The 12578-nt window shown below is 71.3% G+C and carries 10 protein-coding genes; 7 read left to right on the top strand and 3 right to left on the bottom strand.

Going from position 1 to position 12578, the window contains the following annotated elements; genetic code table 11:
• The first annotated feature begins 2 nt into the window (after positions 1–2).
• A complete protein-coding gene (locus ACIG5F_RS01945) occupies positions 3–971 on the top strand; it encodes a serine hydrolase domain-containing protein (protein ID WP_396515482.1) in 969 nt (322 codons plus the stop codon).
• Positions 972–1019: 48 nt separating this feature from the next.
• Positions 1020–1826: a hypothetical protein gene (locus ACIG5F_RS01940; RefSeq protein ID WP_396515481.1), complete on the top strand. Its 807-nt coding sequence runs from the start codon at positions 1020–1022 to the stop codon at positions 1824–1826.
• Here ACIG5F_RS01940 and ACIG5F_RS01935 read toward each other — a convergent pair.
• From ACIG5F_RS01935 to ACIG5F_RS01925, 3 genes are read right to left on the bottom strand one after another with little or no spacing between them, the layout of a single operon-like run.
• Positions 1792–2484: a hypothetical protein gene (locus tag ACIG5F_RS01935; protein WP_396515480.1), complete on the bottom strand. Its 693-nt coding sequence runs from the start codon at positions 2482–2484 to the stop codon at positions 1792–1794. The genes ACIG5F_RS01940 and ACIG5F_RS01935 overlap by 35 nt on opposite strands.
• Before the next feature lie 8 nt (positions 2485–2492).
• Positions 2493–5882 carry a cytochrome P450 gene (locus tag ACIG5F_RS01930; protein WP_396515479.1) on the bottom strand — a complete coding sequence of 1130 codons (3390 nt, stop codon included), beginning with the start codon at positions 5880–5882 and terminating at the stop codon, positions 2493–2495.
• A complete protein-coding gene (locus ACIG5F_RS01925; protein ID WP_396515478.1) occupies positions 5879–7591 on the bottom strand; it encodes a fatty acyl-AMP ligase in 1713 nt (570 codons plus the stop codon). The genes ACIG5F_RS01930 and ACIG5F_RS01925 overlap by 4 nt, the downstream gene beginning before the upstream one ends.
• A 549-nt stretch (positions 7592–8140) precedes the next feature.
• Between ACIG5F_RS01925 and ACIG5F_RS01920 the strand changes: the two genes are divergently transcribed.
• From ACIG5F_RS01920 to ACIG5F_RS01900, 5 genes are all read left to right on the top strand, one after another.
• Entirely contained in the window at positions 8141–8317 is a 177-nt protein-coding gene (locus ACIG5F_RS01920; protein WP_396515477.1) for a hypothetical protein, read from the top strand.
• An 89-nt stretch (positions 8318–8406) separates the two neighbouring features.
• Positions 8407–9255 (top strand): LytR/AlgR family response regulator transcription factor, encoded by an 849-nt coding sequence (locus ACIG5F_RS01915; RefSeq protein ID WP_396515476.1) that lies wholly within the window; start codon positions 8407–8409, stop codon positions 9253–9255.
• A 77-nt stretch (positions 9256–9332) separates the two neighbouring features.
• Positions 9333–9629, top strand: coding sequence for a hypothetical protein (locus tag ACIG5F_RS01910; RefSeq protein WP_396515475.1), 297 nt, complete (start codon positions 9333–9335; stop codon positions 9627–9629).
• A 3-nt stretch (positions 9630–9632) separates the two neighbouring features.
• Entirely contained in the window at positions 9633–11360 is a 1728-nt protein-coding gene (locus ACIG5F_RS01905; protein WP_396515474.1) for a cation acetate symporter, read from the top strand.
• Positions 11357–12532: a sensor histidine kinase gene (locus ACIG5F_RS01900; protein ID WP_396515473.1), complete on the top strand. Its 1176-nt coding sequence runs from the start codon at positions 11357–11359 to the stop codon at positions 12530–12532. The genes ACIG5F_RS01905 and ACIG5F_RS01900 overlap by 4 nt, the downstream gene beginning before the upstream one ends.
• Positions 12533–12578 lie beyond the last annotated feature (46 nt).

Raw genomic sequence — 12578 nt, 5'->3', positions numbered from 1 at the left:
CGATGGACCTGGGGACAGAGGTGGACCGCATCGCCACGGAGACGTCGTTCTCCGGTGTGGTGCGGCTGGACCGCGCCGGCACGACCGTGTTCGAACGGGCGTACGGCATGGCCCATCGCGGGCTGGGTGTTCCGAACACTGTGGACACTCGGTTCGCGATTGCCAGCGGCACCAAGGCATTGACGTCGCTCACCGTCGTTGCTCTTGTCGAGGCCGGCGCGCTCCACCTTACCACCACCGCGCGGTCGGTGTTGGGCGCGGACCTGCCCTTGATCGACGACGCCGTCACTGTCGAGCAACTGCTGGCCCATCGGTCCGGCATCGGCGACTACTATGACGAGGACACCGACCCGTCGCTGCCGGTGCCGGCCCAGAGCCTGGTCACCACCGAGGACTACCTGCCCATACTCGACGGCTACCCGATGCGGTTCCCGCCCGGCACGGACTTCCGTTACAACAACGGCGCTTTCGTGGTGCTGGCGCTCATCGCCGAACGGGCCGCCGGCGTCCCGTTCCACGAGCTGGTGGCGCAACGGGTCTGCGCGCCCGCCGGCCTGGTCGACACCGCGTTCCTGCGCTCCGACGAGCCTGACCAGCGCGTGGCGCTCGGCTACCTCGAACGGGATGGCTTGCGTACCAACGTGTTCCACCTGCCGGTGCGGGGCAGCGGTGACGGCGGCGTCTACACCACCCTGGCCGACTGGCACGCGCTGTGGCGGGCCTTCTTCGCCGGCAAGATCGTCTCGCCGCCACTGGTGGCCGAGATGGTCCGTCCGCGCAGCGACTACAAGTCGGCCTACCGCTACGGCCTCGGGTTGTGGCTGCACAAGTCCACCGACACGGTGTTCGTCGAGGGCAGCGACATCGGTGTGTCGTTCCGGTCGGTGTGCGACCCCGCCGGCGACCTCATCCACACCGTCATCGGCAACACCACCGACGGCGCCTGGCCGATCGCGAAGCTCTTCGTTTGACACAAACGGAGGTATGGGCCGGGCGCGAGTGCTGGCTAGCATTCGCGAGTGGACGGCAGCGCTGTGGAGTCGACGGACGCGTGGCGGTTGTCGCCGGAACGCCGCCGTCATCGTAGAGGCGGCTGGCTGACCGTCGTGCTGACGCTGGCGGTCGGCGTGACGTCCTTTGTGCTCTACCGGGATTACCGGATCACGCTGGGGTACGAGCAGGTGTTGCCGGGCCAGCTGCCGTACCTGGCGCTGGCCGTGGCCACGGCGGTGGTGTTCGGGCTGCTGGCGCTGTTCGTCAACCTGGCCTATCGCGATGCCCTGCAACGGGAGCAGGCCGAGCGCTGGCAGGTGGAGGAGGCGCGGCGGCGGTTGGACCGCGCCGAGGACGCCGCCGACAAGCGGGGCCCGATGGACCTGACGGTGCTGTGGATGGTGACCCAGCGGCGTCTCGACTACTACCACGCATTGGCGACGTCCCAGGCGGAACGCAGTTTCCACCAGGCCCAGCGGACCGTGGCCGTGGGGTTCGCGGTGCTGGTGATCGCGGTTGTGGTGGTGGCCTTCACCGGCTCGCTCGTCGTGACGATCACGGCCGCTGCGGTCGGTGTGGTGGGCGCGGCGCTGGCGGCGTTGCTCGGGCGGTCGTTCCTGCGCACGCAGGAGGCCACGGCCGAACGGCTGCGACTGTACTTCGAGCAGCCGTTCGCCTTCTCGCGCCAGCTTTCGGCCGAGCGGCTGCTGATTCTGCTCGAGGCGGAGGATCGCGCGGCGGCGGTGCGGGACCTGATCCGCGCGATCATGACCCTGCCGCTGGCCCCGGTCGAGCCGGTCAAGCGGGGGCGGCACTCCTCGGCTCCGGAGTGACCGGCACGGCCGAGTAGCCGTTGACGATCACGTCGTCGAGTCGGGCCGGCTCGCCGTTCAGCGCCAGGTTCGGGAACCGTTGGCGCAGCTTGGTGATCGCCTCGGCCACCAGGTCCTCGTGATCGCCCAGGGTGAGCCGTCCGGCGGCGTCCCGGGACAGGTCAAGGTCGTCGGGCCGGTCGAACCGGGCCGGGTCCCGATTGGCCGAGCCGAGCAGCACCGCGATCGTCTCACCAGCGGCGATGTCGATGCCGGCCAGGCCGACCGGCTCGGACACGGTCCGCAGCGCCATGCCGTACGGGCCGTCGTGCCGCGACAGCTCGGCGACGTTCACGCCGTCCTGGTCCGGGTGCCGCAGCAGGTTGACGACGCCGTTGACGATCAGGTGCGCCACCGCGTGGTCCCCGGCGACCGGCCGGGCGAAGTCGGCGAGCAGGTCGAAGTCGCCGTCGATACCGGTGAGCACGTCGTCGATGTCCCCGGGCACAGGGACCACCGGCGACGGGCGCAGCGCCTCGGCGGCGTCCGCGTAACGGCTGATCAGCCACACCCATTGCCCGTCCGGCAGCTGCGCCTCGCAGATCGGGGCCTGCGCGCGGAGCCATCGGTGCATGGTGTGTCGGTCGTGGATGTACTTGTCGTCCAGCATCACGGCCACATGTCATGTTAGCCGCGCGGCCGCACGATCAGGTCGGCGAGTCCCCGCAGCGTGGGGTCCGGGCGGAACAGCGGTTCCGCGTCGAGTCGCAATCGGGGGAACCGGGCGGCCAGGGCGGGGAAGAAGACCTGCCCCTCGATGCGGGCGAGCGCCGCGCCGATGCAGTAGTGCGGGCCGGCGCCGAAGGTGAGATGCCCGGCGGCGTCCGGCCGCCGCAGGTCCAGGCGATCGGGGTCAGGGTAGCGGGCCGGATCCCGATTCGCCGCGCCCAGCACGGGAAACACCAGTTCACCGGACCGGATCCGGTGTCCGTCGAGATCGAGATCCCGCAGCGCCTGCTGCGGGGTGATGATCGGGGCCGGTGAGTCGTAGCGAAGCAGCTCCTCGGCGGCGGTGCGGGCGACGGACGGGTCGTCGCGGAGGAGCTCGTACTGGTCCGGATGCCGCAGCAGCGCCAACACGCTGTTGCCGAGGTAGTTCGCGGTGGTCTCCAGGCCGGCGTTGATCAGCGAGATCACGGTGGCCGTCCGCTCGTCCTGGTCGGCCCAACCGTCGGACAGGAGGGGATCGAGCGCCAGCCCGTCCACGTACTTGATCAACTCCTGCGCCGCGGCCCAGGCCCGACACGCCACCGCGGCCGGATCCTCGCCGAACTGCGCCTGCCCCAACACGGCCATGACCGCGCGGGCCTGCTCGGCCACCATCGGCTGGTCGGCTCGCGGCACCCCGACCAGATCCATGATCACACGGCCCGGCAACGGATACGCCACCTCGGACATGAACTCGACCGGTCCCGGCCGGTCGATGCGGTCCAGCAACTCGTGGACCGTCTTCTCGACGTCAGGACGCGTCGCTTCCATTGCCTGGGCCGTGAAACTGCCGGCCAGCTGCCGCCGCAACCGGTCATGGCGACCGTGGTTGCTGAAGGGGAGGCTGGAGTCGAGCCAGTCGACGAACGGCCGCAGGTCTTCGAGCACCGTGGCAGGCAGCCGTGCGAGCAGGGTTGACGTCGACGGCCGAACCACTTCGTGGTTCCTGAGCAGGGCGGAGACGTCGGCGTGACGGGTCAGCACCCAGCCGTCGAGCGCTCCATCGCGGTGAATTGGGGCTATATCGCGCAGGAGGTGGTAGAACGGATACGGGTCGGCCAGGAAGTGCGGATCCATCGGATTGAGATGGATGCTGGACGCGACCCGCACGGACTCCGGTGGCTTCGGCGCCGGAATGGCGGCGATGGCAGTGGTGACAGCAGCGGCGAGGGAGGTGAGATCGGGCGGCGTGAGCGCCGTGAAGTGGTTGCCGGGCACGGTGATCACCGAGAGCCGGCCGAGCTCGACGTGCTCCCAGCCGTTGGCCGGATCCGCCAGTCGCAGGTCGATGTGCCGGTCGTCGAACAGCACCTGGGGGAAACCGTCCGCGGCCTTGATCAGTGTCACGTCCAGGTCGGACGGTCCGGGCTCGTGGCGCACCAAGGCTTCCAGCTGGGCCTGATAGACCCTCATCATGGTGGCGATGTGCTCGTCCGCCGGGCCGCTCGCGCCGAGGAACATGGCCAGTTCCCGGCGTTGCTCGGCGGGGGAGAGCGTCTGGTCGACGCGTCGCCGTGGGGCGTCGGCGCCGCGCAGAGCCAGACCGCGGATCCGCCACAGTTCCTCGATGATCGCCACGTCGTCGACGGGTGGCTCCGGCTGGCCGGGCTCGGCCAGGTAGGTGTCGATCAGGATCACCCGGGCGACCTGCTCGCCCCGGGATCGCAGCACGCGGCCGACCTCGTAGGCCACGAGGCCGCCGAACGAGTGGCCGCCGACCAGATAGGGGCCGTGCGGCTGGATGGCCCTGATTTCCTCGACGTAGCGCCGGGCCAGCGCCGGCACCTCGTCGAGCGGCTCCTCGACGCCGTCGAAACCGGGGCTCTGCAAGGCATAGAACGTCTGTTGCTGGCCGATCGCCCGGGCCAGCGGAAGGAGGTAGCCGGCGGCGCCGACCGCGCCGCCGACGCAGAAGAACGGCCGGGGCGGCGTCAGCGCCAGGGCCAGACTGCGCGGCCGCGCGACCTCGGCGCCATGCTCGTCGAGGTGCCGCGCGACGGCGTCCACAGTGGGCAGTTCGAGCAGAAGGGAGTTCGGCACGCGATAACCCAGATGGGCCGACAGGTCGGCCAGGACCACGGCCATCGACAGCGACTCCAGGCCCAGCGCCGCGATCGGCGTGTGCGGGTCGACCGGCCGCTTGAGTTCGGCGGACACGCGCCGCGCCAACCAGCCCCGTAGGTCGGAGCCGAAGTGCCGGGCGACGAACTCGTGGGCGTAGTCCAGGGTGCACTCGATCAGCTCGAACGCCGGCAGACTGCCGACGTGGTAGGTGCGGTGGCGTCCCTGGAGCTCCTCGACGCGCTCGTAGATGCCGGCGGCGAGATCGGCGCAGCCGAAGTGCGGCATGTACTTCCAGCGTCGCTCCTCGATCGGCTTGGCCACGGTGGCCGGACCGTAGGAGTAGCAGGCGTAGATGTCGCTGTCGGCGTGGCGGTGATGGAAGGAGGTGTCTCCGCACAGGGTGAACGCCTGTCGTGGTTGATCCGGCGCCGTGCAGAATGTCGTGCGGTAGTCGCGATATCGGATCCGGGTGGCGATGGCGCGCTCGTCCTCGCGGGCGTCCAACACCGGGAGGAGCTGGTCGAGCGGCACGGTGAGGACCAGGTCGTCGAACGGGAGCGTGGCGCCGTCGACGGTGACCAACACGCGGTTGCCGTGCCGACGGATTGCCGAGATCGTTGTCCCGCAACGGACATCGGCGAGCTCGGCTGCGATTCGGTCCCAGACCTGGCCGAACCCGCCGGCGACGGTGAACGGGCGGGTGTGGCCGAGTAGCGTCCGGCGATCGGACAGCAGGCCGGTCATCTCGGCGTACTTGACCAGGTACAGGGCCGGCAGGTCGCCGTCGAGCCGGCCGTAGCCGGCGGACCTGTAGCCGAGGCCGAACGTCGCCTCGAACTCCGGCAGCCCGGCCAGCCAGTCCCGGACCGGCATGGCCAGCGCGCGTGCCGAATGCGTGAGGCCGGCGTCGGCGATGCGGGGGAACTGTTCCGCGCGAAGGGAGGTGTAGCGGCGGAGGGCGTCCGCGGGGAGGAACGGTCGCCGGGTGACCGGCACGACGTCCTCGGTGGACAGGCCGAGCTCGGTGATCAGTGCGGCCGTGCGCTGGTACGTCACGGTGCACATGTGACCGCCGACGTCGAAGACATGCCCGTCGATGGTCACCGAGGCGCACTTGCCGCCGACCTTGGGGGCTGCCTCCAGCACCGTGACGGCATGCCCGAGACGCTCCAGCTCGCGGGCCACCGTCAGGCCGCTGGCGCCGGCCCCGACCACGCAGACGCGTCTGCCTTGGGCGTGTCTCACACCGGCACGCCCGCACGGGCCAGGAACGCCTCGCGGCAGGCGCTGCGACGAAGCTTGCCGCTGGTTGTCTTCTGCACCAAGCCCTGCGGCCCGACCACCACCTCGACAGCGGCGAGTTGGTGGTCCATGCGGACGGTCTCCGTCACGGCGTCGGCGATCGACCGCTCGTCGGCGTGCCTGTCTCGGGTCTCCACCACCACGACCAGCCGCTCGCCGTCATCGGAGGGCACCGAGAAGGCGGCCACCCCGCCCGGCCGGATCGCCGGGTGGCAGCCGCGGACGCTGGCCTCGATGTCCTCCGGGTGCAGGTTGCGGCCGCGCACGATGATCAGGTCCTTGAGCCGGCCGGTGACGAAGAGCTCGTCCCCGTGCAGGAAACCGAGGTCGCCGGTGCGCAGGTAGCAGGTCGGGTCCTCGCCGCCGGCGACCCGGGCCTGGAACGTCTGCTCGGTCTGCTCGGGATGGCCGTAGTAGCCCAGCGCCTTGGTCGCCGAGCTGACCCAGATCTCGCCGACCCGGCACGGCGGCAGCACCTCGTGCGTGTCCGGGTCCACGATGCGCAGGCGGGCGTCGGTCTTGGTCGGCCGGCCGCAGCCGACCAACGTCACCGACGCCCGGGCCGGCAGCGCCGGCACCGCGCGGCCGGCCTCCAGGGCGGTCCGGTCCAGGCACAGCGTGCCGCGGCCGCCCATGGTGACGCTGACGGTGTGCTCGGCCAGGCCGTACGCCGCGTAGAAGGCGTCCCGGTGCAGGCCGGCCGGCTCGAAGGCGTCCAGGAAGCGGTGCACGGTGTCCGGCCGGATCGTCTCCGCCGCGGACATGAACACCCGGACCGACCCCAGATCCCACCCGGCCCGTTGCTCCACGGTGGTCTTGCGCACCGCGAGATCGAAGGCGAAGTTCGGGGCCGCCGTGTGCGTGGCCCGTACCCGGGACAGCACCTCGAACCACACGGCCGGGCGACGCAGGAACGCCTGCGGTGACAGCAGATAGCTGTGGGCGTTGCCGGCGAGCGTGGACAGGATGACGCTGATCAGGCCGAAGTCGTGGTATTGCGGCAGCCAGAACACGCCCCGGGCCCGCTCGCCCAGCCCGAGATCGACGGCGTTGGCGGTGAGCTCGCCGACCAGGTTGCCGTGCGTGACGACCACTCCGCGTGGCGATCCGGTTGAGCCGGACGTGTACTGGAGCAGTGCCGGCTGGTCGGGATCGGCCGGCGAACACCACTCGACCGGAGCAGTGGCCGGGCGGCAGTTGTCGGTGTGCCGCCACGTGATCCGCGGCCAGCTGGGCTTGGACCGGTCGAACACCCCGGCCACCGCGCCGATGCCGCGGGCCCGGTCGTAGGCCTTGACGGTGAGCACCGCCCGGGGCCGGCAGTCGTCGAGGATGCCGGCGAACGCCGGCAGCGTCTGGCGCAGGCGAAACGGATCCGGCGGGTAGACCGGGACCGGCACGACTCCGGCGATCAGGCAACCGACCAGGGCGATCACGAACTCCGGGCCCGGCGGGTAGACCAGCACGGCGCGGTCCCCGGCGTGGAAACCCCAGCGCCGCAGCGACTCCGCGACCGCCTCGGCCCTGGTGACGGCCGCGCCGGCGGTCAGCGACACCCGGTCGGCGCCGTCGTCGTCCACGAAGGTGAACAGAACACGGTTCGGACTGTCCTTGGCCAGCGCGCGCAACGTCGCCAGCGCCGAATACCGCAAAGCCGGTCACCGTCCTTCTACCGCTCGCCCGCTGATCGCGCGCCTGTCCCCGCACACCGTGCGGCAGGTGTCGTCCGGCGCGCAAGCACCCCGACAGGTCGTGTCGCCGAAAGCAACATCTCTACTGTTGGTGTGCTCGACGGTCGTCCACTGTGGAACATATGGGGGAAGGGACAGCGGATGGTTGAGGACGGCGCCCCGGAACCGCCGACACCGGACCGGTCGACCTCGGACCGGCCGGCGCCGGGACCGTCGACGCCAGGGCTGTCGACGCCGAGACCGCCGGCCCCGGACCGGTCATGGCGAGACCGGTCGACCTCGGGACCGGTGCCGCCCGGGCTGCCGGGTCAGAGCGGTCCGACGACGGGAGTGCCAGGCCAGGGCGGGTCGATGGGTTGGCCGGGCCAGGGCGGCTTCACGGCGGGAATGTCAACCCAAGGTGGGCCTGCGGGGCTGCCGGTTCAGGGCGGGCCGGGGTTGCCGGATGCGCGGCCGGCCAGTTCGCGGGAGTTGACGGCGGCGATTGCCGATGCGGCGAGGCTGGCGTGTGTGCTGACCGACCTGCTGGCCACGTTGCGTGAGCCGACGAGACGGCTGGCGGGGGCGGGGGCGGCGGCGTCGCTGGAGGTGGCGCGGCGGCGGTCGGAGGAGGCGCTGATGGAGCTGGAGATCGCCCTCGGCGACGTGCGGGCCGCGGGTGGTCGTACGATACAGCCGAACGGGTGAGTTCCCTGGCGCCCCGGTCCGGCCGGGGTGAGGGTTGATCCCTTATCTGGCCGCCGCTCAGGGTTGCGTGGTGACTAAGGTTGGCAGGCATGAGTCCAGCGTCGTGTCCCGACTGCGACGGGCCGTCGGCCCGGCCGCTGCGAGTGCTCGCGGTGGACGACGAGCTGCCGGTCCTTGAGGAGATCGTCTATCTGCTGGGCGCCGACCCCCGGGTGGGCACGGCCGAGGGCGCGCAGGACTCGACCGAGGCGCTGCGGCTGCTGCACCGGGCGGCGGACGCGGACCGGCCGGTCGACGCGGTGTTCCTGGACATCAAGATGCCCGGCCTGAACGGCATGGAGCTGGCCCGGGTGCTGACCCGGTTCGCCAACCCGCCGGCGCTGGTGTTCGTCACCGCCGACGACCAGTCGGCGGTGGAGGCCTTCGAACTCAAGGCCCTCGACTACGTGCTGAAGCCGCTGCGGCCGCAGCGGTTGTCGGAGGCGCTGCATCGGGTGGCGCACAAGGTGATCGCCAGCGCGGTGCACGTGCCGGCCCAGAAAGCCGTCGAACAGCAGACCGCGGAGTCGCCGGCGGTCACGCCGGACGACGTGATCCCGGTCGAGCTGGGTGGCGTGACCCGGTTCCTGCGGCTGGCCGACGTGCGCTACGCCGAGGCCCAGGGCGACTACGCCCGCCTGCACACGGCCAACGGCAGCTACCTGGTCCGCACGCCGCTGACCGGGCTGGAGGAGCGCTGGCGGGAAGCCGGGTTCGTGCGCATCCACCGCAGCCACCTCATCTCCCTGGCCCACGTCGAGGAGTTGCGGCTGGACGGCGGCCAGATGTCGGTGAAGATCGGCGGCGCGACGCTCACGGTGAGCCGGCGGCACACTCCGCAGCTGCGGGATCTGCTGGTGAAGCGGGCCCGGCCGCACGCGGTGCGGGCGGGCAAGTGAACGCGGAGCGGCCCCGCCGGGTGGTCGTCACGAGCCCGTGGACGAGGGCGGGCCGGCGCTCGCGGTCGTATCCGATCGTGCGCGAGATCGACGAGCAGTCCGAGGTGGGCGCCCTCTACATGCGGTCGCTGATGCGGACCCAGCTGCGGCTCGGCGTGCTGGTGGTGCTGCTGGTGTGCGGGCCGCTGGCCGCGCTGCCGGTGCTGTTCAGCCTGCTGCCGCTGACCAAGACGGTGGTGGTGCTGGGGTTGCCGCTGCCATGGCTGGTGCTGGGGTTCGCGGTGTACCCGGTGGTGGTGCTGGTCGGCTGCTACTACGTGTGGCGGGTGGAGCGCACCGAGCGGGAGTTCGCCGACCTCGTCGAGCAGTCCTGACCGGTGAGCAGCACCTACTCCGCCGTCTTCGTGGCCCTGGTGCTCGCGGCCGCGGTGCTGATCGGCGGCTACGGCCTGCGGATCTCCCGCACCACCTCGGACTTCTACGTCGCGTCGCGGACCGTGTCGCCGTGGTGGAACGCCTCGGCGATCGGCGGCGAGTACCTGTCCGCGGCCTCGTTCCTCGGGGTCGCCGGCCTGATCTTCGCCTACGGGCCGGACATGCTGTGGTACCCGATCGGTTACACGGTCGGCTATCTGGTGCTGCTGGCGCTGGTCGCCGCCCCGCTGCGGCGTTCGGGGGCGTACACGGTCCCGGACTTCGCCGAGGCGCGGCTGGAGTCGCGGCGGGTGCGGCGGATGGCCAGCGTGCTCTCGGTCGGCATCGGCTGGCTGTACCTGGTGCCGCAGCTGCAAGGCGCGGGCCTGACCTTGACCACGGTGACGGGCGCGCCGGGCTGGCTCGGGGCCTTGTTGGTGTCCGCGGTGGTGGCGGTGAACGTGATGGCCGGCGGCATGCGGAGCATCACCTTCGTGCAGGCCGTGCAGTACTGGCTGAAGCTCACCGCGCTGGCGGTGCCGGTGATCTTCCTGGTGCTGGCCTGGCGGGACGCCGGCACGCCGTCGCTGGACGGCGGCAAGCCGGCGGTGTTCTCCAATGACACCAACGTGACCGTGCAGGCCACAGTGGACGTCGAGGTCAGGTCGCCGGTGACTGTCTTTGTCAACGGTGTGCTGGACGGGCGGCCGCACGCCGGCACCCAGGTGTCGCTGGGGCCCGGGCAGCACCGGATCAGCGCCGGCGCGACACTGGACTTCCCGGCCAATTCCGTTGTGCCGCAGGTGAAAGGCATCCCCGCCGACACCAACGCGGCGTGGGCGCAGCCGCTGGGCGGGGAGGGCCACGGCGATCCGTTCTACGTCACGTACTCGCTGATCATCGCGACCTTCCTCGGCACCATGGGCCTGCCGCACGTCGTGGTTCGCTTCTACACCAACCCGAACGGCCGCCAGGCCCGGCGGACGACCGTCGTGGTGCTGGCCCTGCTCGGGGCGTTCTACCTGTTCCCGCCGGCCTATGCGGCGCTGGGACGGCTCTACACGCCGGAGCTGCTGCTGACCGGGCAGACCGACGCGGTGGTGCTTGTGCTACCGTCCACACTGGTCGGTGGCACGCTGGGAGAGCTGCTGGGAGCCCTGGTCGCCGGGGGCGCCTTCGCTGCCTTCCTGTCGACGTCGTCCGGCCTGACGCTGTCGGTCGCCGGCGTGCTGTCACAGGATGTGTTGCTGTTGCGGGGACTTCGCGGGTTCCGGGTCGCCGCGTTCTTCGCCGCCATCGTGCCGTTCGGCGCGGCCCTGTTGGTGTCGGGCATGTCGCTGGCCGACGTGGTGGGGCTGGCCTTCGCCGTGGCCGCGTCGTCGTTCTGCCCGTTGCTGCTGCTGGGGATCTGGTGGCGGCGGCTCACCCCGTTCGGCGCGGTCGCCGGCATGCTGGCCGGCGGCGGGCTGGCGCTGGTCGCCGGCCTGGTGACCTTGGTGGTCCCGCCGGGGGCCGGGCTGGTCTACGATCTGCTGAGCCGGCCGGCGGCCTGGAGCGTGCCGCTGGGCTTCGCCGTCATGATCGTCGGGTCGCTGCTGACGTCCCGGGGCATACCGGCGTCGGTGAACCGGACCATGGTGCGGCTGCACGCCCCGGAGGCGCTGGGCCTCGCCGACGAGGAGACGCCGTGACGACCGCGGTGCTGGCGGTGCTGCTGGCCGTGACGACCCTGGCCGTGCTGGCCCTGCTGTGGCGGCTGCGGAGTCTCTACCGTGAGTCCGGCAACGCCGTCGACCGGGCCACCTATGCCACCCTGCACACCGCCTGGTCGGCCGCGCCGCCGCTGCGGGCCGGCCTGGTGCCCGAGGCCGCCCGTCGTTCCGCCCCGCATCTTCGGGCCCTTCTGGACGCTCCCGCGCTGGCTCTGACCGACGGGGAACGGGTCCTGGCCTGGGACGGCGTCGGCGAGCAGCACTCGGCCCGGGCGCTGGAGATCGTCGGCCCCGCCTTCGCCAACGGACGTTCGCACGTCACCAAGGTCGAGTGCGCCGACCTCGAGTGCCCGCTGCGCTACGCCGTGATGGTTCCGTTGCATGTGGACGGTCGGGTGGCCGGCGTGCTCATGGCCTACGCCGTCGAGGCCTCGGCCGGGTTGGTGCGGGCCGCCAACGAGGTCGCCCGCTGGGCCGCCGGGCAGCTGGAGCTGGCCGAGCTCGACCGGTCCAAGCAGCGACTCATCGAGGCCGAGGTGCGGGCCCTGCGCGCGCAGATCTCGCCGCACTTCATCTTCAACTCCCTCACCGCCATCGCGTCCTACGTGCGGACCGATCCCGAGCGGGCCCGGACCCTGCTGCTCGACTTCGCCGAGTTCACCCGGTATTCCTTCCGGCGGCACGGCGAGTACACGACGCTGGCCGAGGAGCTCAGGTCCATCGACCAGTACCTGTCCCTGGAGCGGGCCCGCTTCGGCGAGCGGCTACAGGTGACCCTGCAGATCGCCCCCGAGGTCCTGGCCGTGGCCGTGCCGTTCCTGTGCATGCAGCCCCTCGTGGAGAACGCCGTCCGCCACGGCATGGAGGGCAAGGTCGGTCCCGGCCGCATCATCATCCACGCCGCCGATGCCGGCGCGGAGGCCCACATCAGCATCGAGGACGACGGCATCGGCATGGACCCCGAGCGCCTGCGCCGCACCCTGGCCGGCGAGCCCGACGCCCAGACCGGCATCGCCCTCGGCAACATCGACGAGCGCCTGCGCCAGGTCTACGGCGACGAGTACGGCCTGGTCGTCGAGACCGCCGTGGGAGCCGGCACGAAGATCCACCTGCGCCTGCCCAAGTACCGCCCCGGCATCCACGCCGACTGACCCCACCCCGCGCCCGCGAGCCCAGGATCTGCGAGCCGCACGACCA

This window comes from Kutzneria sp. NPDC052558 (genome assembly GCF_044547355.1).
Classification (GTDB): domain Bacteria; phylum Actinomycetota; class Actinomycetes; order Mycobacteriales; family Pseudonocardiaceae; genus Kutzneria.
This window is presented reverse-complemented; position numbering and strand designations above follow the sequence as displayed.

Bases quoted from the DNA above. Each gene is read 5' to 3' on its own strand.
- ACIG5F_RS01915 (WP_396515476.1), top strand. From the start codon at position 8,407: ATGAGTCCAGCGTCGTGTCCCGACTGCGACGGGCCGTCGGCCCGGCCG.
- ACIG5F_RS01945 (WP_396515482.1), top strand. From the start codon at position 3: ATGGACCTGGGGACAGAGGTGGACCGCATCGCCACGGAGACGTCGTTC.